The organism is Mycobacterium sp. IDUB_39, from assembly GCF_055419205.1.
The window spans coordinates 251,746-278,739 of sequence record NZ_JBVAXF010000006.1 but is presented as its reverse complement, the minus strand read 5'-3'; the positions used below and the strand labels follow the sequence as shown (position 1 = coordinate 278,739).

29 protein-coding genes are annotated in these 26,994 nt (G+C 67.3%); 19 read left to right on the top strand and 10 right to left on the bottom strand.

The window, feature by feature from the left end; genetic code table 11:
• Positions 1 to 11 precede the first annotated feature (11 nt).
• Genes ACZY0X_RS23265 through ACZY0X_RS23205 form a run of 13 tightly spaced genes read left to right on the top strand, consistent with a single transcriptional unit; the run spans position 12 to position 11,836 of the window.
• On the top strand, positions 12 to 1,811 hold the full coding sequence (locus ACZY0X_RS23265; RefSeq protein WP_463773778.1) for a nickel-dependent hydrogenase large subunit: 1,800 nt from the start codon (positions 12 to 14) through the stop codon (positions 1,809 to 1,811).
• A 3-nt stretch (positions 1,812 to 1,814) separates the two neighbouring features.
• On the top strand, positions 1,815 to 2,786 hold the full coding sequence (locus ACZY0X_RS23260) for a NifU family protein (protein ID WP_463773776.1): 972 nt from the start codon (positions 1,815 to 1,817) through the stop codon (positions 2,784 to 2,786).
• On the top strand, positions 2,786 to 3,442 hold the full coding sequence (locus ACZY0X_RS23255; protein WP_463773775.1) for a DUF5947 family protein: 657 nt from the start codon (positions 2,786 to 2,788) through the stop codon (positions 3,440 to 3,442). The genes ACZY0X_RS23260 and ACZY0X_RS23255 overlap by 1 nt, the downstream gene beginning before the upstream one ends.
• Positions 3,439 to 4,086: a DUF6084 family protein gene (locus ACZY0X_RS23250; protein WP_463773773.1), complete on the top strand. Its 648-nt coding sequence runs from the start codon at positions 3,439 to 3,441 to the stop codon at positions 4,084 to 4,086. The genes ACZY0X_RS23255 and ACZY0X_RS23250 overlap by 4 nt, the downstream gene beginning before the upstream one ends.
• Complete coding sequence (locus tag ACZY0X_RS23245; RefSeq protein ID WP_463773772.1) at positions 4,083 to 5,414, top strand: hypothetical protein; 1,332 nt, start codon at positions 4,083 to 4,085, stop codon at positions 5,412 to 5,414. Before ACZY0X_RS23250 ends, ACZY0X_RS23245 begins: the two co-directional genes overlap by 4 nt.
• The gene (locus ACZY0X_RS23240; RefSeq protein ID WP_463774101.1) at positions 5,414 to 5,533 is read left to right on the top strand and encodes a DUF6893 family small protein; all 120 of its coding nucleotides are present in this window, start codon (positions 5,414 to 5,416) and stop codon (positions 5,531 to 5,533) included. Before ACZY0X_RS23245 ends, ACZY0X_RS23240 begins: the two co-directional genes overlap by 1 nt.
• A 12-nt stretch (positions 5,534 to 5,545) precedes the next feature.
• Positions 5,546 to 6,049: a hydrogenase maturation protease gene (locus ACZY0X_RS23235; RefSeq protein WP_463773771.1), complete on the top strand. Its 504-nt coding sequence runs from the start codon at positions 5,546 to 5,548 to the stop codon at positions 6,047 to 6,049.
• 6 nt (positions 6,050 to 6,055) lie between these two features.
• Positions 6,056 to 6,310: a HypC/HybG/HupF family hydrogenase formation chaperone gene (locus ACZY0X_RS23230; protein WP_463773769.1), complete on the top strand. Its 255-nt coding sequence runs from the start codon at positions 6,056 to 6,058 to the stop codon at positions 6,308 to 6,310.
• The gene (gene hypF / locus ACZY0X_RS23225) at positions 6,307 to 8,613 is read left to right on the top strand and encodes a carbamoyltransferase HypF (RefSeq protein ID WP_463773768.1); all 2,307 of its coding nucleotides are present in this window, start codon (positions 6,307 to 6,309) and stop codon (positions 8,611 to 8,613) included. The genes ACZY0X_RS23230 and hypF overlap by 4 nt, the downstream gene beginning before the upstream one ends.
• A 14-nt stretch (positions 8,614 to 8,627) precedes the next feature.
• Positions 8,628 to 8,933 carry a HypC/HybG/HupF family hydrogenase formation chaperone gene (locus ACZY0X_RS23220; protein WP_463773766.1) on the top strand — a complete coding sequence of 102 codons (306 nt, stop codon included), beginning with the start codon at positions 8,628 to 8,630 and terminating at the stop codon, positions 8,931 to 8,933.
• The gene (hypD, locus tag ACZY0X_RS23215; protein WP_463773765.1) at positions 8,930 to 10,030 is read left to right on the top strand and encodes a hydrogenase formation protein HypD; all 1,101 of its coding nucleotides are present in this window, start codon (positions 8,930 to 8,932) and stop codon (positions 10,028 to 10,030) included. Before ACZY0X_RS23220 ends, hypD begins: the two co-directional genes overlap by 4 nt.
• Positions 10,023 to 11,102, top strand: a complete 1,080-nt coding sequence (hypE, locus tag ACZY0X_RS23210) for a hydrogenase expression/formation protein HypE (protein ID WP_463773763.1) — start codon at positions 10,023 to 10,025, stop codon at positions 11,100 to 11,102. The genes hypD and hypE overlap by 8 nt, the downstream gene beginning before the upstream one ends.
• 5 nt (positions 11,103 to 11,107) lie before the next feature.
• Entirely contained in the window at positions 11,108 to 11,836 is a 729-nt protein-coding gene (locus tag ACZY0X_RS23205) for a DUF6390 family protein (RefSeq protein WP_463773762.1), read from the top strand.
• 6 nt (positions 11,837 to 11,842) lie between these two features.
• On the opposite strand, the gene ACZY0X_RS23200 is transcribed toward ACZY0X_RS23205, so the two are convergent.
• Both ACZY0X_RS23200 and ACZY0X_RS23195 read right to left on the bottom strand, forming a co-directional pair.
• The gene (locus tag ACZY0X_RS23200) at positions 11,843 to 12,037 is read right to left on the bottom strand and encodes a DUF3046 domain-containing protein (protein ID WP_241399566.1); all 195 of its coding nucleotides are present in this window, start codon (positions 12,035 to 12,037) and stop codon (positions 11,843 to 11,845) included.
• Positions 12,038 to 12,046: 9 nt separating this feature from the next.
• On the bottom strand, positions 12,047 to 13,219 hold the full coding sequence (locus tag ACZY0X_RS23195; protein WP_463773761.1) for a glycosyltransferase: 1,173 nt from the start codon (positions 13,217 to 13,219) through the stop codon (positions 12,047 to 12,049).
• A gap of 77 nt (positions 13,220 to 13,296) precedes the next feature.
• Here ACZY0X_RS23195 and ACZY0X_RS23190 point away from each other — a divergent pair, with 77 nt between their 5' ends.
• A complete protein-coding gene (locus tag ACZY0X_RS23190) occupies positions 13,297 to 13,734 on the top strand; it encodes a limonene-1,2-epoxide hydrolase family protein (RefSeq protein ID WP_463773760.1) in 438 nt (145 codons plus the stop codon).
• A gap of 67 nt (positions 13,735 to 13,801) precedes the next feature.
• On the top strand, positions 13,802 to 14,326 hold the full coding sequence (locus ACZY0X_RS23185) for a P-loop nucleotide/nucleoside kinase family protein (RefSeq protein WP_463773759.1): 525 nt from the start codon (positions 13,802 to 13,804) through the stop codon (positions 14,324 to 14,326).
• A 50-nt stretch (positions 14,327 to 14,376) separates the two neighbouring features.
• Here the strand turns inward: ACZY0X_RS23185 and pspM are convergent, their stop codons facing one another.
• The 4 genes from pspM to pgsA all read right to left on the bottom strand — a co-directional run bounded on the left by pspM (position 14,377) and on the right by pgsA (position 17,189).
• Positions 14,377 to 15,195, bottom strand: a complete 819-nt coding sequence (gene pspM, locus ACZY0X_RS23180) for a phage shock envelope stress response protein PspM (protein ID WP_463773757.1) — start codon at positions 15,193 to 15,195, stop codon at positions 14,377 to 14,379.
• Positions 15,196 to 15,206: 11 nt separating this feature from the next.
• Positions 15,207 to 16,016 (bottom strand): phage shock protein PspA, encoded by an 810-nt coding sequence (gene pspA, locus ACZY0X_RS23175; protein WP_463773755.1) that lies wholly within the window; start codon positions 16,014 to 16,016, stop codon positions 15,207 to 15,209.
• Between the two features lie 167 nt (positions 16,017 to 16,183).
• Positions 16,184 to 16,507 carry a transcriptional regulator ClgR gene (gene clgR / locus ACZY0X_RS23170; RefSeq protein ID WP_463773754.1) on the bottom strand — a complete coding sequence of 108 codons (324 nt, stop codon included), beginning with the start codon at positions 16,505 to 16,507 and terminating at the stop codon, positions 16,184 to 16,186.
• Positions 16,508 to 16,592: 85 nt separating this feature from the next.
• The gene (pgsA, locus tag ACZY0X_RS23165; protein WP_463773753.1) at positions 16,593 to 17,189 is read right to left on the bottom strand and encodes a CDP-diacylglycerol--glycerol-3-phosphate 3-phosphatidyltransferase; all 597 of its coding nucleotides are present in this window, start codon (positions 17,187 to 17,189) and stop codon (positions 16,593 to 16,595) included.
• A 68-nt stretch (positions 17,190 to 17,257) separates the two neighbouring features.
• On the opposite strand from pgsA, the gene ACZY0X_RS23160 reads away from it, so the two are divergent.
• Complete coding sequence (locus ACZY0X_RS23160; RefSeq protein ID WP_463774100.1) at positions 17,258 to 17,746, top strand: amino-acid N-acetyltransferase; 489 nt, start codon at positions 17,258 to 17,260, stop codon at positions 17,744 to 17,746.
• Here the strand turns inward: ACZY0X_RS23160 and ACZY0X_RS23155 are convergent.
• Both ACZY0X_RS23155 and ACZY0X_RS23150 read right to left on the bottom strand, forming a co-directional pair.
• Positions 17,743 to 18,585 carry a hypothetical protein gene (locus ACZY0X_RS23155; protein WP_463773751.1) on the bottom strand — a complete coding sequence of 281 codons (843 nt, stop codon included), beginning with the start codon at positions 18,583 to 18,585 and terminating at the stop codon, positions 17,743 to 17,745. The genes ACZY0X_RS23160 and ACZY0X_RS23155 overlap by 4 nt on opposite strands.
• A 119-nt stretch (positions 18,586 to 18,704) precedes the next feature.
• Complete coding sequence (locus ACZY0X_RS23150; protein WP_463773750.1) at positions 18,705 to 21,275, bottom strand: FtsK/SpoIIIE family DNA translocase; 2,571 nt, start codon at positions 21,273 to 21,275, stop codon at positions 18,705 to 18,707.
• Between the two features lie 261 nt (positions 21,276 to 21,536).
• Here ACZY0X_RS23150 and ACZY0X_RS23145 point away from each other — a divergent pair, with 261 nt between their 5' ends.
• The 3 genes from ACZY0X_RS23145 to ACZY0X_RS23135 are packed head-to-tail and all read left to right on the top strand — an operon-like array spanning position 21,537 to position 23,562.
• Positions 21,537 to 21,851, top strand: a complete 315-nt coding sequence (locus ACZY0X_RS23145) for a putative quinol monooxygenase (protein ID WP_241399575.1) — start codon at positions 21,537 to 21,539, stop codon at positions 21,849 to 21,851.
• A gap of 11 nt (positions 21,852 to 21,862) precedes the next feature.
• Positions 21,863 to 22,684 carry a mycofactocin-coupled SDR family oxidoreductase gene (locus ACZY0X_RS23140; RefSeq protein ID WP_463773748.1) on the top strand — a complete coding sequence of 274 codons (822 nt, stop codon included), beginning with the start codon at positions 21,863 to 21,865 and terminating at the stop codon, positions 22,682 to 22,684.
• A gap of 2 nt (positions 22,685 to 22,686) precedes the next feature.
• Entirely contained in the window at positions 22,687 to 23,562 is an 876-nt protein-coding gene (locus ACZY0X_RS23135) for an SAM-dependent methyltransferase (protein WP_463773746.1), read from the top strand.
• A 20-nt stretch (positions 23,563 to 23,582) separates the two neighbouring features.
• Here ACZY0X_RS23135 and ACZY0X_RS23130 read toward each other — a convergent pair whose 3' ends face one another.
• Positions 23,583 to 25,751, bottom strand: coding sequence for a thiamine pyrophosphate-dependent enzyme (locus ACZY0X_RS23130; protein WP_463773745.1), 2,169 nt, complete (start codon positions 25,749 to 25,751; stop codon positions 23,583 to 23,585).
• 28 nt (positions 25,752 to 25,779) lie between these two features.
• Positions 25,780 to 26,958 carry an acyl-CoA dehydrogenase family protein gene (locus tag ACZY0X_RS23125; RefSeq protein ID WP_463774098.1) on the bottom strand — a complete coding sequence of 393 codons (1,179 nt, stop codon included), beginning with the start codon at positions 26,956 to 26,958 and terminating at the stop codon, positions 25,780 to 25,782.
• Positions 26,959 to 26,994: the final 36 nt, after the last annotated feature.

The window sequence follows — 26,994 nt, the reverse complement described above, 5'->3', positions numbered from 1 at the left end:
GGCAGAACCCAATGACAACCACAGTTCCTGGACCCCAGCACACCAAGAAGGATCCGAGCACGCTGGTCGACATGTCCTGGGATCCGATCACTCGCATCGTCGGCAGCCTCGGCATCTACACCAAGATCGACTTCGAGAACCGCGAGGTGGCGGAGTGCCACAGCACATCGTCCATCTTCCGCGGCTACTCGATCTTCATGAAGGGCAAGGATCCTCGCGACGCGCACTTCATCACCAGCCGGATCTGCGGGATCTGCGGTGACAACCACGCCACCTGCTCGTGCTACACGCAGAACATGGCCTACGGGGTCAAGCCGCCCAACCTCGGCGAGTGGCTCATCAACCTGGGCGAGGCCGCGGAGTACATGTTCGACCACAACATCTTTCAAGAGAATCTGGTCTGCGTGGACTACTGCGAGAAGATGGTCTCCGAGACAAATCCGGGGGTGTTGGCCAAGGCCGAGAACACGCTGGCGCCGAACTCCGACGCCCATGGTTACCGCACCGTCGCCGACATCATGCGTGCACTGAACCCGTTCACCGGCGAGTTCTACCGTGAGGCGCTGGTCGTCAGCCGGTGGACGCGCGAGATGTTCTGCCTCATGGAGGGCAAGCACGTTCACCCGTCGACGCTGTATCCGGGCGGTGTCGGCACCGTGGCGACGATTCAACTGATGACCGACTACATCACCCGACTGATGCGCTACGTCGAGTTCATGAAGAAGGTCGTCCCGATGCACGACGACCTCTTCAACTTCTTCTACGAGGCGCTGCCCGGTTACGAGAAGGTCGGCCTGCGACGCACTCTGCTCGGCTGCTGGGGCTCCTTCCAGGATCCGGAGCACTGCAACTTCTCCTACCGGGACATGGAGAACTGGGGTAACAAGATGTTCGTCACACCAGGTGTGGTGGTCGACGGCAAGCTGGTCACCCACTCCCTGGTGGACATCAACCTGGGAATCCGAATTCTGTTGGGCAGCAGCTACTACGACGACTGGTCCGACCAGGAGACGTTCGTCAAGACCGATCCGCTGGGCAACCCCGTCGATCGGCGCCACCCGTGGAATCAGCACACCAACCCCAAGCCGCAGAAGCGCGACATGGACGACAAGTACAGCTGGGTGATGTCACCGCGCTGGTTCGACGGCAAGGACCATCTGGCGCTCGATACCGGTGGCGGTGCACTGGCGAGGTTGTGGAGCACCGCACTCGCCGGACTCGTCGACGCGGGTGGGTACGTCACGTCCACCGGGCACAGCGTGCGGATCAACCTGCCCAAGACGGCGCTCAAGGGTCCGGTCGAACTCGAGTGGAAGATCCCGCAGCACGGCAGCAACACCATCGAGCGAAACCGGGCCCGTACCTACTTCCAGGCCTACGCCGCGGCATGCGCGTTGCACTTCGCCGAGCAGGCCCTGATCGAGATCCGGGCCGGCCGCACCAAGACGTGGGAGAAGTTCACCGTGCCGGACGAGGCCATCGGCTGTGGTTTCACCGAGGCGGTGCGCGGTGTGCTCAGTCACCACATGGTGATTCGGGACGGCAAGATCGCGAACTATCACCCGTATCCCCCGACCCCCTGGAACGCCAGCCCGCGCGACAGCTACGGAACCCCGGGACCGTACGAGGACGCCGTCCAGGGTCAACCGATCTTCGAGGAGAACGATCGGGAGAACTTCAAGGGCATCGACATCATGCGGACGGTCCGCAGCTTCGATCCGTGTCTGCCCTGCGGGGTCCACATGTACCTCGGTGAGGGCAAGACGCTCGAGAAGCTGCACTCACCGACGCAGTCCGTCACCGGGGAGTGACATATGGCCTCGACAGGACGACCAAGCCCGGAGGCACCCGACGACGACGCGCGATGGCGGACAGCAGGTGATCGCATCCAGAGCCTGCTGGACGCCAGTGTGGGCAGCGGCACGGTGGTGCGCGAGCGCACCGAGCAGCTGGCTGGTGAGCTGACGGAACTGTACGGCACGGCGCTCGAGCGGATCATGGCGATCGCGGGCCGGTCGGATCCGGATCTGCTGAGCCAGTTGGCCTCCGACGACCTCGTCGCCAGTCTCCTGCTCGTGCATGGTCTGCATCCGCATGGTGTGCGACGAAGGATCGAGGACGCACTGGAGCAGGTGCGGCCCTACCTGGGCTCCCACGGTGGCGACGTCTCCCTGCGCGATGTCACCGAGGACCCCGCGGACCCCGACGGCCTGGTGGCCCGCCTGCAGTTCGCGGGTAGCTGCAAGAGCTGTCCGTCCTCGGCGGTCACCCTGCAGTTCGCCGTCGAGGATGCCGTCCGCGCAGCCGCACCCGAGGTCACCACGATCGAAGTGGTGGCCGCAGAACCGGATCCGGGAGCATCGTCGGGTCTGATCTCGGCGGACACGCTGATGAGCCGTGTCCACACCAGGGAGGCCACCGGCGCCACCTGGCACCCGCTACCCGACATCGGGAATCTCGGCCCCGGTGAGGTCGGCGGTTTCCTGGTCGCGGGCGTGCCCATACTGGCCTGCCGCGTCGGTGACAATCTCTTCGCGTACCACGATCGATGCGGGCGCTGCGACGAGTCGATGGCGGGCGCGGCACTGCATCGTCCGATGGGCGCACCGATCGGCGAGGCCGCGCTCCGCTGCCCGCGCTGCGGTGCCCACTTCGACGTCGTGCACGCCGGTGCCGGCCTGGACGGCGGCCCGGGGCTCGCACCGCATCTCGACCCCATCCCGCTGCTGCCTCGCGACGGCATGCTGTCGGTCGCGGTACACGCCGAGGCGTCCGGGGTGATGTGATGGCCGGGGCGGGTGCGTACGACGTGCTGACGAGGATTCGGGCCAACAAGCGACCCGCGCAGCCGGTCGGTGAGCGCTGCGAGATGTGCGCCGAGCCGATCTCCGAAGAGCACCAGCACGTGGTGAATGTTGCAGCACGCCAACTGATGTGCACGTGCCGCGGCTGCTATCTGCTGTTCGCCGACCAGCACGCCAAGCTGCGCTACCGGGCTGTACCCGATCGGTATCTCACGTTCGCCGAATTCGACTTGGACCGGCGCGCATGGGACGCACTGCAGATCCCCGTCGGGCTGGCGTTCTTCTTCCACAACTCCGAGATGGACAAGACTGTGGCCTTCTATCCCGGTCCGGCCGGCGCCACCGAATCCGAGTTGGACCTCGACTCCTGGAGTACCATCGGCGGTGCGTCGCTCGCCCTGAGCATGCTCGCCGATGACGTCGAGGCGCTGCTGGTCCGGGTGCCCGACCGAGAGCACGTGGGCCCCGGGACCGATGCCGCCGCCGAGTGCTACCTGGTGCCAATCGACACCTGCTACGAGTTCGTGGGCAGGTTGCGAATGTTGTGGCGGGGCTTCGACGGTGGCCAGGAGGTACGAGCGTTCGTCGACGACTTCTTCGATCGAATCAAGACGCGCAGCAAGGTGGCCAGCTCGTGACCGGCCTGACGTTCACCGTTCTGGATGTGCTCGCCGAACCGTACTCGGCGACGCCGCGGCTCACCGCGCGCATCGGTATCGTCTCCAGCGACGACGAGCCGATCCAGGCCATCGCACTGCGCTGCCAGATTCGCATCGAGCCACTGCGGCGTCCCTACTCCGACGAGGAGGCCGACGGCCTGCTCGACCTGTTCGGTCCGCGCGAGAGGTGGGCCAACACCCAACGCACGTTTCTGTGGCAGCACAGCACCGCGATGGTGCAGGGCTTCACCGGCGTCACCGAGATCTCGATGCCGTTGGAGTGCACCTACGACTTCGAGGTTGCGGCGTCGAAGTATTTGCACGCCCTGCGCGACGGTGCGATTCCGCTGTTGTTCCTGTTCAGTGGAACGGTTTTCGTCCAGGGCGAGCGTGGCTTCTCGGTGCGCCAGGTGTCATGGGAATGCGAAGCGCAGCACGAGATGCCGGCGTCGGTGTGGCAGGACCTGATTCGCTCGCACTACCCGAACGCCGGGTGGGTACGGCTCGGGCATGACACCGTCGCCGCGCTCGCCGCCTACCGCTCTGCCCACGGAATGCTCGACTTCGAGGATGCGGTCACCACGCTGCTCACCCAAGCCTCCCGGCCCGAGGAGGTCCGATGACCAGCACGTGGGACCGGGCCCGCGCCATCGCCGACGCGGTGCTCTACGAGGGCTACCTGCTCTATCCCTATCGGGCCACATCCAGCAAGAACCAGTCCCGTTGGCAGTTCGGCGTGGTGGGGCCACCTGGCGCTTCCGATGCAGGGTTCGGCGAGGACGACACCCTGTCCGCGCAGTTCCTGATCGACGGGGACGGGGCGCTGACCCTCGTCGTGCGCTTCCTCCAGCTTCAGCATCGGCGCGCCGAGCGTGATGCCGGCGGCGGGCGGTTCGAACCCGTCGACGAGCTGACGAGCGGCCCGCAGTCCTGGGTCACCTGGGACGAGGCGGTGGAGTGCGAACTCACCTTCGGACCGCTCGACGCCGCGGACTGCGCGCGGTCGCAAACCCTGCCCGTCACGGTGAACGCGGGCACCGATACCGAACTCGTCGACGGCGGCCGCCTCGTCCGCACAAGGCACGCGATCCGGGCCGAACTGTGTGTCACCGGCGAGCACGACGAGGGCCTGCTCCGTGTGACGACAACGATCCGCAACACAGGGCCCGCGGCCACCGACAAGGCCACCGCGATCGCCACATCCCTTATCGGGACGCACATCATCGCGCACGTCGAGGGCGGCGAGTTCGTCTCACTGCTCGAACCACCCGAGCCCGCGATGGGTCCGGTGTCCCGTTGCGTTCAGCACCGATGCTTCCCCGTCCTGGCCGGGCCGCCCGGCGACACAGACCTGCTGCTGATCTCGCCGATAATCCTCTACGACCATCCCGAGATCGCTGAACAGAGTGAGGGTGCACTCTTCGACTCAACCGAGATCGACGAGATCCTGACCCTGCGGGTGATGACCATGACCGACGAGGAGAAGGCGCAGGCCCGCGCCACCGACCCGTTGGCCGCCGCGCTGATCGATCGCTGCGACTCGATGTCGCCGCAGGATATGCAGCAACTGCACGGTGTCCTGCGCGACCCGCGCGCCGGACTCATCCCCGAGATTCCCCACGGGGTCGACTGGTGGGATCCGCTGGCCGACAAAGCCGTACGTCCCGACGTCGACGCCGTGCTGGTCGACGGGGTGCGAGTCGCCGCGGGAAGCCGGGTACGGCTGCGGCCTAGTAGGCGCGCCGACGCACAGGACATCTTCTTCGCCGGGAAGTCGGCCCGGGTCACCTCTGTGCACGAGGACGTCGACGGCCAGAGGTACGTCGGTGTGATCGTCGAGGACGACCCGGACATCGAGATGCCGGATTCCTACGGCCGCTACCTGTACTTCGCCCCCGAGGAAGTCGAACCGCTCGAACCAAGAGTAGTCAGCCCAGATAGGAGTTCATGATGGATGTAGTTGGTTGGGTCGCAACGGGTGTCATCGCTGTCGCCATCGTCGGAGGGGTGGTGATCGGACTCCGGTCGATCCCCGACCTGCAGCGATACATGAAGATGCGGAACATGTAGTCCGGTCGCGGGATGACGATACGGATCCTGGTCGCCGGAATCGGCAACATTTTCCTCGGAGACGACGGATTTGGTTCCGAGGTGATCAGGCGTGCGTCATCGGCGCTGTGCAACCGTGACTTCCCGGGTGCGACCGTCACGGTGGTCGACTACGGCATCCGCGGCATGCACCTGGCGTATGACCTCCTCGAGGACTGGGACGCGTTGGTGCTCGTGGACGCGCTGCCCGATCGTGGCGCACCGGGCCTGCTGCACGTGTTCGAGGCCGATCACGAAACCCTTTCGCCCACAGCTGGTCTCGAAGCACACAGCATCGATCCGGCGGCGGTGATCGGCACGCTGAAGGCGCTGGGCGGCACTCCGCCCAGGACGATCGTCGTCGGCTGCGAAGTGGCCGACATCGGCGAGGGCATGGCGCTGTCCGAACCTGTTGCCGCATCCGTGACCGACGCCGTCACTGCCATCGACGACGTGCTGTCGCGATTGCGCGCACCGGTATCCGCGAGGGAGGGCTGAACAGCCATGTGTCTGGGAATTCCTGGTCGGGTGATCGCCATGGTCGAGGGGTATGGCGATCAACTCGTGCTCGTCGACGTCGTCGGGAAGGCCAGGAAGGTCAACATCGGCATGCTGCCCGAGGAGACGTTCAATCCCGGCGACTGGGTGATCATCCACATGGGCTTCGTCGTCGAGAAGACCGACGAGGCAGGCGCGGACGCCGCTATGGCGGGCCTGGAACTGATGGGTTCGGGCCCCATGGAGGACGATTCGCCATGACCACCCGCCGCCGGACCCGGATCTGCGTGCACGGCGTCGTGCAGGGCGTCGGCTTCCGTCCGTTCGTCTACACCACGGCGGCGGCGCTAGGGTTGTCCGGCTCGGTGCGCAACGACAGCTCCGGGGCGATCATCGAGGCCGAGGGCGACGGACGTGCCGTCGACGAGTTCACCCGGCATCTGCGCGAGAGCCCACCGCCGCTGGCCGTTATCGGGGCCGTCGAGTGTCACGACATCCCGCTCGTCGGGGGCACCGGATTCGAGATCGCCGACACGTCGCGGTCCGGTGGTGGCCGGACCCTGGTCTCCCCCGACGTCGCGATGTGTGCGGACTGCGCGGCCGAACAACGCGATCCGGCCGACCGGCGTCACCGGCACGCGTTCATCAATTGCACCAACTGCGGTCCCCGGTTCACGATCATCACCTCGGTCCCCTATGACCGCGCCGCCACGACGATGGCCGACTTCCCGATGTGCCCCGACTGCGCACGCGAGTACGCCGACCCGGGTGACCGCCGATTCCACGCCCAACCGGTCTGCTGCCCCGCCTGCGGTCCAACGCTGACCTACCGCGACCACGACGGCCACACCGAGCGTAGGGAGCAGGCACTCGCCAGCGCCCGGCGCCTGCTGCGCGACGGCGGGATCCTCGCGGTCAAGGGCATCGGCGGCTACCACCTGGCCTGCGATGCCACCAACGAGACCGCGGTCAGCGATCTTCGGAGACGAAAGTGCCGCGGCGACAAGCCGTTCGCGGTGATGGTGCCAGACCTGGCCGCCGCGCACACGGTCACCTTGCTGGATGACGCGACGGCGCGCGTGCTGTCCGGTCCGCAGCGCCCGATCGTGCTCGCCGAACGGCGGGCCGCCGCCCCGATCGCCGCATCGGTGGCTCCGGGCAATCCCGACCTCGGGGTCCTGCTCGCCTACGCCCCGCTGCACATCCTGCTGTTCGGGCTGCCCGGCGACGAACCGGGTCCCGACACGCTGGTCATGACGTCGGGAAACCTTGGCGGCGAGCCGATCTGCTTCACCGACGATGACGCCCTGGACCGCCTCGCGCCGCTCGCCGACGGCTGGCTGCTGCACGACAGGCCGATCCTGGTGCCGTGTGACGACTCGGTCGTGCGTGTCCTGCGCCTCGGCGGCGCCGAGGATCGGGACGGCCAACAGTTGCCGATCCGGCGCTCCCGCGGCTATGCGCCGATGCCGGTCTCGCTGCCCGTGTCGGTGCCGCCGACGCTCGCCGTGGGCGCCGATCTGAAGAACACCATGGCCGTCGCCGACGGCAGATACGCGTGGCTGAGCCAGCACATCGGCGATATGGACGATCTCGCCACGCTGTCCGCCTTCGACGCCGCCGCCCGCCACCTCTGCGCCCTGACCGGCGTCGAGCCCACTGTTCTCGCCGCTGACGCGCACCCGCGCTATCGCTCGACCGCGTGGGCGCACCGCAACGCCGGTGCCCGACCGGTGCGCTCCGTTCAGCATCACCACGCCCACATCGCTGCGGTGATGGCCGAACACGGGTTGGACGGCAACCGGCAGGTGCTGGGATTCGCCTTCGACGGCACGGGATACGGCCCCGACGGTGCGGTGTGGGGCGGTGAGGTGATGCTGGCCGATTACAAGGAGTACCGCAGGCTGGCCCATCTCAAATACGTTCCGCTGGCCGGTGGGGACACCAGCGTGCTGCGTCCCTACCGGATGGCGCTGGCCCATCTCTGGGCGGCGGGCCTACCGTGGGACGCCGACCTCGCCCCGGTCCGGGCATGTCCGCCCACCGAGCGGGGCGTCCTGGCCCACCAGTTGGAGACCGGCCTGGCGTGCGCCCCGACATCCAGCATGGGGCGGCTCTTCGACGCGGTCGCGGCCCTGGCCGGTGTCCGGCAGGTGATCGCGTACGAGGCTCAGGCGGCCATCGAACTCGAGGGCCTTGCCCGTGGCGTCGACTGCGGTACCACCGGCTACGCCTTCGGTATTGACGCCGAGGGTCCGACGACCATAATCGACCCCGCACCGCTGTTCCGGGCCGTCGTCGCCGACGTTCGTGACGGCGCACCGCCCGGTCTGATCGGCGCCCGGCTGCACCGCGCCGTCGCCCGTCTGATCGTCGACCTCGCCATCGCGTTCGAGAAGCCGACCGTGGCGCTGACGGGTGGGGTCTTCCAGAACGCGCTGCTGCTGCGGATGGCGGTCGACGAACTGCGCACCAACGGAATCGACGTACTGACCCACCGACACGTCCCGCCAAACGACGGCGGTATCGCGCTCGGTCAGATCCTGGTCGGGACATCGGGATAGGAACGGAGGACACCATGTGTTTAGCGGTGCCGGGAAAGATCGTCAGCATCGTCGACCGTGACGGCACGCTGATGTCCACGGTGGACTTTGGAGGTCTCCGCAAGGACGTCTGCCTGGAGTACATACCCGACGCTGCAGTCGGTGAGTACGTGGTCGTCCACGTCGGTTTCGCGATCCAGCGACTGGACGAGGAGTCAGCCATCGCAACGCTGGCGGAGTTCGAGCATCTTGGGGTGCTCAAGGAGGAGTTCGGCGACGGGTTCGAACTGGCTGCCCGACAGGCCGGCGTGCAGAACCCCAACGAAGCGAGGTCATCATGAAGTACCTGGACGAGTTCAGCGATCCTGACCTGGCAGGCAAGCTCATCGAGCAGATCAAGGCCGTCACCACCCGCCGTTGGTCGATCATGGAAGTGTGTGGCGGACAGACGCATTCGATCATCCGACACGGCATCGACCAACTGCTGCCCGACGAGATCGAGATGATCCACGGCCCCGGATGTCCGGTGTGCGTGACGCCGCTGGAGATGATCGACAAGGCGATGGAGATCGCGTCACGGCCCGATGTGATCTTCTGCTCGTTCGGCGACATGCTGCGCGTGCCCGGCAGTGACAAGGACCTGTTTCGCATCAAGAGCGAGGGCGGTGACGTCCGCGTGGTGTACTCCCCGCTGGATGCCCTGACCATCGCCAGGGACAATCCGACCAGGCAGGTGGTGTTCTTCGGCATCGGCTTCGAGACCACCGCACCCGCGAACGCCATGACCGTGTATCAGGCCAAACGGCTTGGCATCGAGAACTTCTCGCTGCTGGTGTCACATGTCCTGGTACCGCCCGCGATCTCGGCGATCATGGAGTCACCGACATGCCGGGTGCAGGCGTTCCTCGCGGCAGGCCACGTGTGCGCGGTGATGGGCACCGACGAGTATCCGGAACTGTGCGAGAAGTACTCGGTGCCGATCGTCGTCACCGGGTTCGAGCCGTTGGACATCCTCGAGGGCATCCGTCGGACGGTGTTACAACTCGAGTCGGGCAGACATGAGCTCGAGAACGCCTACCCCCGCGCCGTCCGCGCCGAGGGCAACAACCCGGCCAAGGCCATGCTGGCCGACGTGTTCGAGGTGACCGACCGGGCGTGGCGCGGTATCGGCGTCATCCCGCACAGTGGGTGGCGACTATCGCCCGCCTACCGCGACTACGACGCCGAGCACCGGTTCGCCGTCACCGACATCCACACCGCCGAGTCCACCGTCTGCCGGTCGGGAGAGGTGCTGCAGGGCCTGATCAAACCCCACGAGTGCGCGGCGTTCGGCACCACCTGCACGCCGCGTAATCCCCTGGGGGCGACCATGGTGTCATCAGAGGGGGCGTGCGCGGCCTACTACCTGTACCGGCGTCTCGAGGTGAGTCATGCCTGACTCGACGACCAGCCGGCCCGCCACCATCGACATGGAGCAGTGGGTGTGCCCGATACCGTTGCGCGGGTCACCGAACATCGTGATGGGTCACGGTGGTGGCGGCGCGATGTCGGGCGAGCTGATCGAGCATCTGTTCCTGCCCGCGTTCGGGCCGGCCGCCGACGCAGGCATGGGCGACTCGGCGGTGCTGACGTTCGGGTCACAGCGGCTGGCATTCTCGACCGACTCGTTCGTCGTCAAGCCGCTGGTCTTCCCCGGCGGCACGATCGGCGACCTTGCCGTCAACGGGACCGTCAACGACCTCGCGATGGCGGGTGCCCAGCCCATCGCCCTGTCGACGGCGTTCATCCTGGAGGAGGGCACGGCGCTCGACGACATCGCCCGTGTCGCACAGGCTCTGGGCACCGCCGCACTCGCGGCCGGGGTGAAGCTGGTGACCGGTGACACCAAGGTCGTCGACGCGGGTCACGGCGACGGCATCTACGTCAACACGGCGGGCATCGGCCTGGTCGACCCCCGTGCCGACATCCGGCCGCAGCGCGCCGCGGTCGGGGATGCGGTGATCGTCAGCGGCGACATCGGTGTGCACGGTGTCGCCGTGATGAGCTGCCGCGAGGGGCTCGAGTTCGCCACCACGGTCGCCAGTGACACCGCACCGCTGAACGGACTGGTGGCCGCCATGATCGACTCGGGCGCCGACGTTCACGTGTTGCGTGACCCCACCCGCGGTGGCGTGGCGGCGACGTTGAACGAACTCGCCAAGGCGGCCGGGCTCGGCATCGCGCTGGACGAACGGTCATTCCCCATCCCCGCCGATGTGCGCGACGCGTGCGGCCTGCTGGGACTCGATCCGCTACAGGTCGCCAACGAGGGCAAGCTGGTGGCCTTCGTCCCGGCCGGGGACACCGATCGGGTGCTGGCCGCCATGCACGCGCACCCGCTGGGCGCCAGGGCGACGGTGATCGGCACCTGCGTCGCGGAGCACCCCGGCATCGTGGTCGCACGGACCGCCCTGGGCGGCACCCGAGTGGTCGATCTGCCCATCGGTGAACAGCTTCCGCGAATCTGTTGACATCCATGACGTCGACCGCGCGCCTGCGGGTGGGCCACGAGGAGTTCGCCCGGTACGCCTTCCCGCCCAACGAACTCGGCTACTGCGGTCCAGCTGACGCCGGCGATCCGTTGCGCCGAAGTTCCGCCGAGCTGGCCGCCCACGCCAGGGAGTTCGACGGCGCGTGGCCCTACCTGGATGCCATTGCGGACGCGGCGCGCATCACCGACCCGCTGGATCCCGAGGTGGTGCGCACGTACTGGATCGGCGGCCCACTTCTTGCGGCGGTGAACCCCGACGTGCTGCTGAGCAGGCTGCGGGCCGCCTTCACCGGGCAGGTCACCGGAATACTCGATGACCTGGCGGCCCGGCAGGCGCTGGCCCACCACAACTTTCACGTTCTCGCCGTCTACCCCTGGATCCGCTTCCTGGACCGCGACCCCGTCAAACCGGTCCAGGTCATGGGTGACTGCCGGATCCGCTGGGGCGTCGTGGAGTCGGTTCAGGGTGACCACGTGGTGCTCGCCGCACGGCCGCTGGCACTCGTCCACGGCACCCTGGCACTCGGCGACCCCGTCGAAGACCGGGTGCGTTGGCGCAGGGACGGCGTGTCGCTTGCGCCGAGACCGGCGCGGGGCGCGACGGTGTCGGCGCACTGGGACTGGGTGTGCGGCACGCTATCCGATGATCAAGCCGCGGCGCTGGCCTCCGCGACACAGGTGGCCCTCGATATCGTCAACGCGGCGAGGAGATAAGCGGGTTCACCACTGGTCCTTCGGGACGTCGAAGTCGGCGCACAGCGCCCGCCAGACATCCCTGGGCTCGACACCGTCCTCGATGGCCTGCGCGGCGGTGCGACCGCCCAGTGCGGTCAGCACGTGGTCGACCAACAACGATGACCCTCGCACCGAACCGAACCGTCCGTTGACGAGTTCGGCGAATTCCGTCAGCCGCATCCGACCAACCTACGCGGAGGCGCCGAGCGCTTCATGGCACACCCGTACCGGATCCGCGACCGTGTCGGCACCGGCACGCGCCGCGAGCGCGCGCTCGCGGTAGCCCGGCGATGACAGCACGTCGGCCGCCGCGGCCGCCACCGCATCGGCGGTCAACGGACGGATGAGACGGCCACTGCCTTGTCGGACAACTCGATTCGCGATCTCCCACTGGTCGCCACCACCCGGTACGACCACCAGCGGCACGCCTGCCAGCAGTGTCTTGGCGACGATGCCGTGTCCAGACCCGCAGATCATCAGATCCGCACGCGTCAGCAGCTCGTCCTGTCTACCCAGGCCGACGACCGCCCAGGGGGGCACCGTGGTGTCGGGCCCACCCAGCCGCGACACCGCGACCCGCGCACCGGTCGGCAACGTCTCCCCCGGTATCAGCGCCGCGAGCGCGACCTCCGCCAGCCCCTCGGCACCGGTGGTCGCCGTCGAGGGCGCGACAACTACCAGCGGACCATCGCCGGGTGGGACCTCGAGCACCGACGACGTCGGCTCAAAGTGCAGTGGACCGACGACCACGGCCTCATCCGGCCAGTCGGGCCGCGGCACCTCCAAGGCAGGCAGTGTGGCGATGAGCCTGCGCAGGGGGCCGGGATCGTCCGACGGCAGGCCGATTCCAGCTCGTGCCGCGTCCCGCTCGACGGTGCCGCGCCGGATTGATCGCGCGGTCAACGCACGCATCACGCTGTCGCGCAGGCGGCCCTTGAATCCGACGCCGGGCGCCAAGCCGCTACCCAGCGGCGGAAGCCCGCGCGACGGCCGGTACAGCGGGTTCGGGCTCAGTTCAACCCACGGAAGACCGAGGAGTTCAGCCGCCATACCGCCGCACGTCGTGATGACATCGGATACCACCAGGTCAGGTGCCAGGTCACGGATCCGCGGCGCGTTGAGAACCGCCATCCTGGCGCCTCGCCGGTGAAGCTTGGCACCCGAGTCGGTGTCGTCGTCGTCATCGGTCGGGTCCAGGCCGTCGAGTTCGATCGCGTCGACACCGGCGGATCGGGCCGTGTCGAGCCATTGCCTACCGGTCAGCAGCGTCGGATGGTCACCGGCGGCGAGAAAGCGAAGGCACAGTGCTATCGCCGGAAACGCATGTCCTGGGTCGGGCCCGGCCACCACCGCGATGCGCATCGGCACTACCCTGCCACAGGCCCCCGCCGCTACGGCGATGAGCGCTCGCGCGAAGAGCAAATAGTTAAGCTGACGCCATGACTCAGCAGACACCAGATGTCACGGGCGCGATCAACGCGAGCACCGTCGAGACCTTCCTGTACGCACTGCAGACACAGGACTTCGAGACCCTGGACTCACTCCTGGCCGATGACGTGGTCTACCAGAACGTCGGCCTGCCGACGATCCGCGGCCGCTCCCGCGTGGTGAAGCTGCTGCGCGGCATGGAGGGCAAGATGGGCTTCGAGGTGAAGTTCCACCGCAACGTCGCCGAGGGCTCCACCGTGCTGAACGAGCGGACCGACGCCATTGTGCTCGGCCCGCTGCGGGTGCAGTTCTGGGTGTGCGGTGTGTTCGAGGTCGAGGACGGCCGCATCACGCTGTGGCGGGACTACTTTGACTTCCTCGACATGCTGAAGGCGACCGTCCGGGGTGTTCTCGGCATCGCGGTCCCCGCCCTGCGCAAGTCCATGTGACGGGCCTGGGGCCTAGCGCCTGTCAAAGCAGTCGTCCACCAGTTGGTCTCCCTGGCACGATCTGGGTGTGACCACGTTGTACCTGATCGTCGGCCTGCCCGGGGCAGGAAAGACCACCAGGGCTCGGCTGCTCGCCAAGGAGCACAGCGCGCTGCGGCTGACGCCGGATGAGTGGATGATTCCACTGTTCGGTGGGCCGGAGGCGGATGGGAAGCGCGACGTGCTCGAAGGACGACTGCTCTGGCTTGGCCTGGAGGCGCTGAGACTTGGCACGGACGTGGTCCTGGATTTCGGATGCTGGTCTCGTGACGAGAGGTCCGCGATCCGCTGGTGGGTGGAGTCTTTGGGCGCGTCCTGCCGCCTTGTCTACGTGCCGGTGGACCAGGAGACCCAACATGCTCGGATCGCCCAACGCCAGTCGGCCACCCCGGATCAGACGTTCCCGATGAGCGAAACGGACCTCCTGCACTGGAGGACGCTGTTCGAGGAGCCCGACGCCGAGGAACTTGACGGACATGAGGTTGGAGATCCGCCTCCTGGGTGGTCAGGATGGCTGGAGTGGGCCGCCGATCGGTGGCCGTCGCTCATGTGACTGTCCGACCTAATCTTGGTGCGGCCCAGCAGGGGCCCGCCGGACAAGCCCTAAGCGCCGCGCAGGTGTCCGAGTTCGTCGAACGCCTGCGCCCACCCGGCCAGGCGGTCGGTCGCGGCGCTGAGTTCGTACCGTTGGCGTTGAGCCGACATCGGGGAACTCGACATCGATCCGGAGTTCGCCGCGGACACCAGCTGCGCCGCGGCGGTCACCATATCGCCGTACTGGCGGCTACCGGCATCGAGCTGTGCGGCGAAGCTCGCGATGGTCGACGCCAGATGGGCGCGTGACTGCGGCGCGGCATGCGCGGCCCTCTCCATCGAGACGATCTCGTTGGCCGTGGCCGTCATGGTGGCGGCTGTCCGGTTAGCGGCCATCACCACCTCGTTCAGCTCGTCTGAGGGCAGCATGTGCCCCCGTTCCATGACGCCGAGCAGTGAGAACAGCCCACGTTCGGATGACGCCAGTGCGGCCATCGGCTGACGGGCCGCCGATCCCCATGCTGGCAGCCGTCGCAGATTTCGCTCCGCAGGCAGCGGCGCCCGCTTGAGCCAGCGGTAGCGCAGGAACGCCAGGGTCGACAGGAACGCCGCACCCACCGCGATGGGGGCCGGAATGAGAAGCGCCCACGCCGGGGTCTCCCAGGACGCCAGCACGGCGGTCACCACGATCCAGAAGCCGGACGAGAACGCGAGGAACATCCCCGTCCGAAACGCCCACTTGCGCTTGCGCAGCAACTTGGCCCGCGGGTCGGCGGCGGCGCCCAGCTTCTGCGCCAGCACATCGGACATCTCAGCCGCGGTGTCGACGCCACGCTGCGCGAGCGTGCGCCAGGCCTCATGCCGTCCGCTTCGGTAATCCGCTGCCATGATCGTGAGAGTTACTGCGACAGTGGGTTTTCCGGCGCAACCGCGGGCGGGTTCGCCGCAGGCGTGGCCGGGGCGGCGGCGCCGCCTGCGGACAAGGACTCACCGCGCATGGACGCGCGGATCTGCTCGAGCCGAGAGTGCCCGGCCATCTGCACGCTGGCCTGCTGCACTTCCATCATCCGGCCCTGCACGGAGTTCTGTGCGAGTTCGGCGGCGCCCATCGCGTTGGCGTAGCGCCGCTCGATCTTCTGGCGCACCTCGTCGAGGCTCGGCGTGGTGCCTGGGGCGGCCAACTCGCTCATCGACTGCAGCGAGGCGCTGACCTGCTCCTGCATCTTGGCCTGCTCGAGCTGGCTGAGCAGCTTGCTGCGCTCGGCGATCTTCTGCTGCAGCATCATGGCGTTCTGCTCGACGGCCTTCTTCGCCTGGCCCGCGGCCTGCAGCGCCTGGTCGTGGAGGCTCTTGAGATCCTCGACGCTTTGCTCGGCGGTTACCAGCTGAGCGGCGAACGCCTCGGCGGCGTTGGTGTACTCGGTGGTCTTGGTCGCGTCGCCGGCAGCGGTGGCCTGATCAGCCAGCGTCAGTGCCTGACGCACGTTGACCTGGAGCTTCTCGATGTCGGCGAGCTGGCGGTTCAGTCGCATCTCCAGCTGCCGCTGGTTGCCGATCACCTGTGCGGCCTGCTGAGTCAGAGCCTGGTGTTGGCGCTGCGCGTCCTCGATCGCCTGCTGGATCTGCACCTTCGGGTCGGCGTACTCGTCAACCTTGGAGCTGAAGAGCGCCATGAGGTACTTCCACGCCTTGACGAACGGATTGGCCATGAGTTCGTTCCGCCTTCGTGTCTATTCGATGCTTTGTGTCGTTTCGATGCCCACCCGCTGGGGGCCGGCCGCGTGCCTGTGTTCGCGCTAGCTGCCAACCTATCGGTTTCGCGCAGACCACCACACCCCTGCAGGCGATTTCTCGGTCCGTGGCGCGACCGAAAGGCCTATGCGACCGCCATCGTGACGGCCTGCGGGATGACGACCTTCGTGGCGACGTCGATATTGCCGATCGCGCTCGCGAGCCGCCCGGCCTCCCTGCGCTCCATCTGCTGGCCCGCGTCGGTCAGGACACGGGACAGGGGCACGTCGAGCGCGGTGCAGATCGCACCCAGCAGCTCGCTGGAGGCCTCTTTGCGTCCCCGCTCCACCTCCGAGAGGTAGCCGAGGCTGACGCGGGCGTCATCGGACACCTCGCGCAGGGTCCGACCCTGCGAGGTCCTGGCTTGACGCAGCACGTCACCGATCACTTCGCGCAGCAATGCCGTCATGGTGGGCTCCTTGCTCTGGGTCACTCGGCGGTCACTTCACGAAGAACGCAGACGCGCCTCGATTTGGTTCCCGAAACCCGACAGATCACCCGATGGCGGGTCGGCGTCGCGACTGCCTGACCGCCGAGACCACGTAGTCCGCGCCCGTCACGACGGTGAGGATGATCGCGGCTCCCATCAGAATCCACGCCAACGACAGCCAGGCACCTGAGACTGGAAGCACGAACAGCCCGATCGCCACGGCCTGCACCAGGGTCTTCAGTTTTCCCCCGCGACTGGCGGGAATGACACCGCGGCGCAGCACCGCGAAGCGCAGCAGCGTGACGCCGACCTCACGCGCCAGGATCACCACCGTCACCCACCACGGCAGGACCTCGAGCACCGACAGACCGATCAACGCGGCACCGATGAGGGCCTTGTCCGCGATCGGATCGGCCAGCTTGCCGAACTCGGTCACCAGCCCGTAGCTGCGCGCGATCTCGCCGTCGAGCCTGTCGGTGATCACGGCCGTCGCAAACACGACGAATGCCGCTACTCGCCAGAACGTTTCATGGCCGTCACCGACGAACAGGGCGACCAGGAACACCGGGACGAGGACGATTCGCAGCGCCGTCAACGCGTTGGCGGCGTTCAGCACATGGACGCGCGGAACCACGGGATCGGTATCTGGTGGCCCTGGCACCGACACAGAATATCCGTTGCACCTACCGATACTCTCCACCTGTGAGCCCAGCGCCTCTTAACGAGCCCATGTCGGTTCGGCGCGCCCGGACCTCCGACGTCCCCGCCATCAAGGAATTGGTGGACATCTATGCCGGAAAGATCCTGCTGGAGAAGAACCTCGTCACCCTGTACGAGGCCGTGCAGGAGTTCTGGGTGGTCGAGATCGACGACGAGGTGGTGGGCTGCGGCGCGCTGCACGTGCTGTGGTCGGATCTCGGCGAGGTGCGCACAGTCGCCGCCCACCCCAAGGTCCGCGGCAGGGGTGTCGGGCACGCGGTGGTCGCGGCGCTTCTGGACGTGGCCCGCGAGCTACGGCTCGAGCGGATCTTCGTGTTGACGTTCGAGACGGAGTTCTTCGGACGGCACGGCTTCGAGGAGATCGCCGGAACGCCGGTCACCGCCGAGGTCTACGAGGAGATGTGCCGGTCCTACGACATCGGCATCGCCGAGTTCCTGGACCTGTCCTACGTCAAGCCCAACATCCTGGGCAACACCCGGATGCTGTTGCTGCTCTAGCGGTTTCGGCGTGCGCGCGCCTGCCGCACCCACTCGACGATGCTGGCGTCGGTGTCCTCGGCCGTCACCCGGACGTCGATCCATCCCAGTCCAGTGACCGTGTCGTGGCGCCTGATCCCCCGGCCGAACTCGCGGCGGGTACTCCAATGGTGGTTGCCCTCGTAATCCACGCCGACCATGACGTCGCGCCAGCCCATGTCGAGCACGGCGACACGTCGACCCCATTCGTCGTACACCGGGATCTGCGTCTCGGGACGCGGGAAGCCAGCGCGAATGAGAAGGAGTCGAATCCGGGTTTCCTGGGGCGACTCCGCGCCTGGATCCATCAGATCGATCGCCTTGGCGGCTGCGCGGATGCCACGCCTGCCGCGATACCGCTCCGCCAGCAGCTCAACGTCAGCCGGCTTGAGTCTCGCCGCTCCGGCAATTGCATCGAGCGCGGCGACGGCGCGATCGACGTCGTACCGCCGGGCGATGTCCAATGCAGTCCGAACAGGGGTCGTCACCGCGATACCGCCGATGACCTGGACTTCGTCATCCTCGACGCGGTCCGACCACGTCCGGATGCCAGGCGGCGGGCGGCGGTTTGGGTACAGGAGTTCGGCTGGTGCCGATGCGTCGACCCACTTCGCACCATGCAGCGCGGCCGCCGACTGACCGGCCACGACACCCGCGCGGCCGGACCAGAGCCACGCCGCCTTGGCGCGCGATATCGCCGACAGCTCGACCCCACGCGAGATGTAGACATCGCGGTGTACGGCGACGAATCGGCTTCGCAACGCGTAGGGCGTCAGCCTGCCCGCGCCGACCGCCTCCGTACCGATGAATGGCTCCCCCATATGGGGAGTGTGCCTACGACCGCCGACAGTTCGCCGAGCGTGCCGCCACTGCGAGAATCCGACGGATTCTTCGCAGTGGTGTCACGTTCGGCGAGGACTAGTTAGAAGTCGGGGACTAGTTAGAAGTCGGGTTCGTCGTCGTCGTCGGCGTCGCCACCGGCGGCATCAGAACCCCCGCGGATCAGCATCAGCGTGCCCGCCAGTTCGTCGGCCTTGACCAGCACCTCACGCGCCTTCGAGCCCTCTGACGGCCCGACGATGTTGCGCGTCTCCATCAGGTCCATCAATCGGCCGGCCTTCGCGAACCCGACCCGCAGCTTGCGCTGCAGCATCGAGGTCGAACCGAACTGCGAGGACACGACGAGTTCGACGGCCTGCAGGAAGACGTCCATGTCGTCGCCGATGTCGGGGTCGACGTCGGAACGGTCCCCGGTCGGCTTGGCCTTGGTGACGCCCTCCACGAACTCCGGCTCGGCCTGCGCCTTAGTGGCCTCGACGACGGCGTGGATCTCCTCGTCGCTGATGTAGGCACCCTGCAGACGGATCGGCTTGTTGGCCCCCATCGGCAGAAAGAGCCCGTCACCCATACCGATGAGCTTCTCCGCGCCCGGCTGGTCGAGGATGACCCGGCTGTCGGTCAGCGATGACGTGGCGAACGACAGCCGCGAGGGCACGTTGGTCTTGATCAGGCCGGTGACGACGTCCACCGACGGGCGCTGCGTGGCCAGCACCAGGTGGATGCCCGCGGCGCGCGCCTTCTGCGTGATCCGGACGATCGCCTCCTCGACATCGCGGGGAGCCGTCATCATCAGGTCGGCGAGCTCGTCGACGATGGCCAGAATGTAGGGGTAGGGCTTGTAGACCCGCTCGCTGCCCAGCGGCGTCGTGATCTCACCCGAGCGGACCTTCTCGTTGAACACGTCGATGTGCCGCACCCGTGACGCCTGCATGTCCTGGTAGCGCTGCTCCATCTCCTCGACCAGCCACGTCAGCGCTGCCGCAGCCTTCTTCGGCTGCGTGATGATCGGGGTGATCAAGTGTGGGATGCCCTCGTACGGCGTCAGCTCGACCATCTTGGGGTCGATCAGGATCATCCTGACCTCCTCCGGCGTGGCCCGCGTCAGCAGCGACACCAGCATGGAGTTGACGAAGCTCGACTTGCCCGAGCCCGTCGAACCCGCGACCAGCAGGTGCGGCATCTTGGCCAGGTTGGCCGAGATGAAATCGCCCTCGATGTCCTTGCCGAGACCGATGACCAACGGATGGTGGTCGCTGCGGGTGGCCGGGTCGGTGAGGACGTCGGCCAGGCGAACCATCTCGCGGTCGACGTTGGGCACCTCGATGCCGACGGCCGACTTGCCGGGGATGGGCGCGAGCATGCGCACGCTCTCGGTGGCTACCGCATAGGCGATGTTGCGTTGCAGCGCGGTGATCTTCTCGACCTTCACGCCGGGGCCGAGTTCGACCTCGTAGCGCGTGACGGTCGGTCCGCGGGTGCATCCAGTGACGGCGGCGTCGACCTTGAACTGCTGCAGGACCGAGTTGATCGAGTCCATCATCTTGTCGTTGGCGGCCGTGCGCAGCTTCGGCGGGTCGCCGGCGACGAGCAGGTCCAGTGGCGGCAGTGCGTAGGGCCCCTCGACGACACGGTCGAGCACCGCGGTCATTTCGGCCTCGGGCTTCTTCGGCTCCTTCTTACGCCGCGCAGGACGAACCGGCTCGGGGACCGTCGGGGTCTCATCGGCCAGCGGGTAATTGTCGAACGGAGTTCCGGCGGGCTCGGGCGACTCGGCGGCAGTCCACGCCGGGGCGGGGTCCTCGCTGTAGCCGGCGGGCTCGTCGTAGTAGCCGTCCGAGAAGTCCTCGGCCTGCTCGCCCGGACGGTCGTCGTACTCGTCTTCGTCGTACTCGTCTTCGTCGTCGTCGCAGTAGTCATCGTCGTCGCGGTATCCGGTGGCGAACAGCGCCCGCACCGTCTCCGGAACCTCACGGATCGTGGTGCCCGTGACCAGCAGGACGCCGAACAGGACTCCCATGAACAACAGGGGTGCGGCGATCCACGGCGTGAGACCGTCGGACAGCGGGCCACCGATCGCGAAGCCGGTGAAGCCCGCGGCGCTGCGGCGTGCGATCGGGTCGGCGGGCGAGCCGGCCCACAGATGCCAGAGCCCGAGGGCCGGGAGCGCGATCATGGTGGAACCGAGGATCAGCCTCGGGCGTGACTCGGGCTGGGGTTCGGTGCGCATGAGCACAACCGCGCCGCCGATGAGCAGCAACGGGACGAGGATCACCGCGGAACCGATCACCGTGCGCACGGCGACGTCGATCCAGCCGCCGACCGGCCGGGCCGCGTCGAACCACGAGCTGGCCGCGATGACGACGGCGATACCGAGCAGTGCCAGGGCGATACCGTCGCGGCGATGGCCGGGTTCGAGGTCACGCGCACGACCGATCGATCGTGCGGTGCTGCCCGCCCCCTTGGCCAGCATCAACCAACCGGCGCGCGCACCGCGCCCGACGGCCGCGCCCGCGGAACCCGCACCCGATGCGCGCGCCTTGCGGGCGGGCGGCTTCCGAGCCGGCGCCTTTCGACGCGGGGACGCAGGACGCTTCGGGGCGCTGCCGCTTTTCGAAGCCGCCCCTGACCTGGTATTTCGCGTGCCAGATCGGCTGACGGTCTTACTTGCCATGCGGGTAAGCCTAGTCGCAGTAGACCCATTTGCACCATCAGCCACACAGGTAACAGTTCGCTAACCATCCGACAACGAAAGCTGCAGGTAGACAGCGTGCGCCTCACCTGCGCAGACGCCTCGAATGGGCGATTTGGGCGCGGTTTTGTTCGCTGGGCGAATGAAAGCGCGCCGAAATCGCCAGGAGGTGGCCAGGTGACCGGCAAGTGTGCGCAGTAATGTCGTGAGCTGAATCACTCATCGAGCAGTCCGAGGAGCACTATGCCCGTCGTCGTTGTCGCCACCATGACCGCCAAGCCCGAGTCCGTCGACACGGTGCGGGAGGCATGTAAGAACGCCATCGAGGCAGTGCACGCCGAGCCCGGTTGTGAGCTGTACTCGCTGCACGAGGCCAACGGGACATTCGTCTTCGTCGAGCAGTGGGCCGACGAGGAGGCGCTGAAGGCACACAGCACCGCACCCGCGATTGGCGCACTCTTCGGCGCGGTGGGCGAGCACCTCGACGGCGCGCCGGACATCAAGATGCTGTCGCCGGTGGTCGCCGGGGACCCGGCCAAGGGTCAGCTGCGGAGCTAGCGGAACCTGATATGGGATCGCTCACCGGAAAAGTCGCCTTCATCACCGGCGCCGCCCGTGGCCAGGGTCGCGCGCACGCAGTCAAACTGGCGTCCGAGGGCGCCGACATCATCGCCATCGACCTCTGTGACCAGATCGCCTCGGTGCCCTATCCCCTGGCCACACCGGATGACCTGGCAGAGACGGTCAAGCTCGTCGAGGAGACCGGTGCGCGAATCGTCGCGTCGCAGGCTGATGTTCGTGACCGCGCGGCGCTCAAGGAGGCGTTGAAGGCCGGCGTCGAGGAACTCGGCGGACGCCTCGACATCGTGATCGCCAACGCGGGGATCGCCCCGATGGACGGCGAGGACGCGTGGGGTGACGTGCTCGACGTCAACCTCACCGGCGTCTACCACACCGTCGACGTGGCGATGCGACCAATGATCAAGGCGGGCAACGGCGGAGCGATCGTCCTGACCAGCTCGGTGGCGGGCCTGGTTGGCCTGGCATCACCGGTGGCGGGTTCGGTCGCGTACGCCGCCGCCAAGCACGGGATCGTGGGACTGATGCGGGTGTACGCCAATCACCTTGCGTCATTCAGCATCCGGGTCAACTCGATTCACCCCGCCGGTGTCGACACCCCGATGATCGACAACGACTTCACCCGCAGTTGGCTCCAGGGCATGGCCCAGAAGAGCGCGGGCGGCGGACCGGATATGCGGAACGCGTTGCCGGTACAGACCCTGGAAACCGAGGACATCGCCAATGCGGTGCTGTGGCTGGTGTCCGATGCCGCTCGCTACGTCACCGGGATCACGCTGCCGCTCGACGCGGGCTACGTCAACAAGAGGTAGCGATGTCGCGAAACCCCGCCGCGGGCACGGCCTTCGGACCGATGGTCCTGTCCGCGGTGGAGCAGTGCGAGCCACCCGAGCGACGGTTGGTCGACGACGATCTGGCGGCGCCCTTCCTCCCGTTACCGTTGCAGGCCGTCGTCGCCGCGACACGCTGGACGCCCGTGCGCCGAGCCGTGATCGGCGCATCGGAGCGGTACGGCCCGGGGCTGTGGGCCAATATCGCCTGCCGCAAGCGCTACATCGACGACAACCTCACCGCTGCACTCGGTGACGTCGACGCCGTGGTGGTCCTCGGCGCAGGCCTCGACAGTCGGGCCTACCGGCTGGCCCGCCGCAGCGACGTACCGGTCTTCGAGGTCGATCTGCCGATCAACATCGCGCGCAAGCAAAACATCGTGGCGAAGGTTCTCGGCGTCCCACCCCCGTCGGTACACCTGGTGCCAGTCGACTTCGAGCGCGACGATCTGCTCAGCGCACTGGCAGGCAGTGGCTACCACGCCGAGAGTCGAACGTTCTTCGTCTGGGAGGGTGTCACGCAGTACCTGACCGAGTCGGCGGTGCGCGCGACGTTCGACCGACTGTCCTCAGTCGCGGCGGGCAGCCGGATCAACTTCACCTACGTCCGATCCGACTTCCTCTCCGGTGCCGCGCTCTACGGCGCGGACACACTGCACCGCAAGTTCGTTCGCAAGCGCGAGATCTGGAAGTTCGGCATGCACCCCGAGGACGTTGCGGCGTTCCTCGCCGGTTACGGCTGGCGGCTGCGGGAGCAGCTCGGCCCCGACGAGATCCGTGACCGCTACATCCGCCCCGCCGGCCGCAACCTCACGGCGTCACAGATCGAGTGGTCGGCGTACGCCGAGAAGATCGATTAGCGCGTGGCGGTGCCCGCCAATTAGATCGGAGCGGTGCGCGCCAGTTTGACCGCGGCCTCGAGGATGGTGTCCTCGGACAGCATCACCGCCAGGGCGGCGTCACCGAGCGGTATGAAGCTGTCATCGCTCGCGACCCGGGCCATGCCACCGGTGTAACCGTGATCGATCAACGCTGTCAGCACGCCCTCGCTGACACCACCACTGGCACGCGTCTCGTCGACGACCAGCACCCGGCCCGTTGCCGTGGCCTCGGCGAGAATGTCGTCCACCGGAAGTGGGGCGAGCCACCGTAGATCGACCACTCGCACGGCGATGTCGAGCGGCGCCAGCCTGCGCGCCACGCGCAGACTCATACGCAGGCCGTTGCCGAACGTCAGGATGGTGAGATCACGGCCGTCCCCGTAGGTGCGTGCGCGCCCGACCGGCACCACGCCACCGGTGTCGTCGGCGAGCCAGAGATCGTCGCCGTCGTCGTACAGGTCACGGGTGTGGTACAGCGCGATCGGCTCGAGGAACAGGCAGACCACGCCCGCCGACCGGGCCGCGGTGGCGCACGACCTCATCATCGCCGCGGCGTCGTCGGGCCGGGCGGGGGAAGCGATCACGACACCAGGGAGGTCGCGGATCGCGGTGATCGAGTTGTCGTTGTGGAAGTGTCCGCCGAATCCCTTCTGGTAGCCGTAGCCGGCGATTCGGACGACCATCGGATTGCGGTACTGCCGGTTGGAGAAGAACTGGAGCGTGGCGCCCTCGCCGCGGATCTGATCGGCGGCGTTGTGCAGGTAGGCCAGGTACTGGATCTCCGGAATCGGCAGCAGCCCTGACACTCCCGCGCCCAACGCGAGCCCCAGGATGGACTGCTCGTCGAGAAGTGTGTCGAAGACGCGGGCCGTACCCGCCCTGGCCTGCAGCCCGCGTGTCACCCCATAGACGCCACCCTTGCGGCCGACGTCCTCGCCGAACACGACGGCCCCTGGGTCGGTGGCCAGCACGTCCTGCAGCGCGCGGTTGATGGCCTGGGCCACCGTGATCGGCGCCGAGGGGGTTGCCGTGGGCGTCGGTGCCGCGGCGGCCTCGGTGGCACCGACGGCCTCCTCGAGAGCATCGCGCAGTGGCGTCATCACCGCGCGCGGGCCGTCGAGTTGGGCGAGGTCGGCGACCTCGGTGGCCATCTCCAGGATCTCGGTCCGCTTGGCCTCGTAGGCCTCGATCACCTCTTGCGGATCGAGCACCCCCGCATCGATGAGCAGTCGCGCGGTGCACAGCACCGGGTCGCGGTCGAAATCACCGGTGATCTCGTCAGGTTTGCGGTAGGCCGGCTCGTAGTCCGAGCCAGCATGTCCCATCAACCGGACGGTGCGCAGGTGAAGGAATGCGGGACGACGTTGTGTCCGTACGTATTCCGCGGCCCGCTCCGCCGTCGCGAGGACCGACGGCAGATCGGTGCCGTCGGCGGCGAAGTACCGCAGATCGTCTCGGTTTCCATAGGTCCGCGCGATCCAACCCTGCGGTGTTCGCACGCTGATGCCGATGCCGTTGTCCTCACAGACGAAGAGCAGTGGCATAGGCACACCCTGATACGCGGTGTGCATCGCGGCGTTGATGGCGCCGACCGCCGTGGAGTGGTTGGCCGACGCATCACCGAAGCTGCACACCGCGAGTGCATCGGCGGGCCACGGGCATTCGACGCGCAACTTGCGCGCCCGAGCGATCGAGAACGCGACGCCCAGTGCCCGCGGAAGGTGGGAGGCGATCGTCGACGTCTGCGGGATGACGTTGAGGTCGTGGCGGCCGAACACCTTGTGCCGGCCACCGGAGATCGGTTCCTCGGTAGCGGCGACCAACCCCAGCAGGACGTCGCGCAGTGGGTCGCTGCCATGCACCTGGCTCGCGCGGGCCAGGAAGAAGCCACCCGAACGGTAGTGCAACAGCGCTGGATCGGTGGGCCGCAGCGCGGCGGCGACCGCCGCGTTGCTCTCGTGGCCTGAGGAGCCGATGGTGTAGAAACCCTTGCCGTGTGACCGCAACCAGCGTGCCGCCAGGTCCAGATGCCTGCTACCCAGCTGTGCATCGAACACGTCCAGGCAGCGCTGCGGTGACAGTCCTTGCAGCACGGAGGGATCCGCGGTCTCGGGGCCTGTCAGCTCGGAGATCGTCGCGGTGAAGTACTCATCGATTGATTCGGCCACTTTACTCTTCTGACCCTTCCCGACTCGGTCAGCGGAACGCGGCGGTGCCGGTGAGGGCCTGCCCGATTACCAGAGTATGCATTTCGCTGGTGCCCTCATAGGTCAACACCGACTCCAGGTTATTGGCGTGCCGCATCACCGGGTACTCCCCCGTGATGCCACTGGCACCCAGAATGGTGCGAGCAGTGCGGGCGATCGCGATGGCCTCCCGCACGTTGTTGAGCTTGCCGACGCTGACCTGCTCGGGGCGCAGCCCGTCGGTGTCCTTGGCCCGGCCGAGGTGCATCGCCAACAGGAACGCCTTGCCGTACTCGAGCGTCATATCGGCGATCTTCTGCTGGGTGAGCTGGAATCCGCCGATCGGACGGTCGAACTGGACTCGGGTCTGGGCGTAGGTGAGCGCGGTCTCGAGGCAATCCCTGGCTGCGCCGACCGAACCGAACACGATGCCGAAGCGGGCCTCGTTGAGGCAGCTCAACGGCGCGCGCAGGCTGATGGCGCCTGGCAGCCGGGCACTCTCAGGAAGGCGGACGTCCTCAAGGACCAGTTCACTGGTCACCGATGCCCGCAGCGACATCTTCGACTTGATGGTGTGTGCGGTGAAGCCGGGCGTGTCGGTGGGGACCGCGAAACCGCGGATCCCCTCGTCGGTGCGGGCCCACACGATCGCGACGTCGGCCACCGAGCCATTGGTGATCCACATCTTGGTGCCGTTGAGGATCCAGTCATCGCCGGACCGGGTGGCGCGCGTGCGCATTCCGGCCGGGTCCGAGCCGAAGTCGGGCTCCGTCAGCCCGAAGCACCCGATCTTGCGGCCGGCGGCCATCTCGGGCAGCCACTGCTGCTTCTGCTCCTCGCTGCCGAAGGCGTGCAATGCGAACATCGCCAGCGACCCCTGCACGCTGACCAGCGACCGGATTCCCGAGTCACCCGCCTCGAGTTCCAGGCAGGCCAGTCCGTACGCCACTGCCGACGTGCCCGCGCAGCCGTAGCCCTGCAGGTGCATGCCCAGGACACCGAGTTCGCCGAGTTCGACGGCAAGTTCACGGACAGGCAGTTCGCCGCTCTCATACCACGTCGCGATCTCCGGGGCGATGCGACTCTTCACGACGGTCCGCACGGCGTCGCGAATCTGACGCTCCTCGTCGTCGAGCAGACTGTCGACGCGCAGCAGGACGTCGGGGCTGGTCGGGCCGGACTCCTGCACTGAAGCTCGAGACACGTTGACTCCTAATATCGTTGG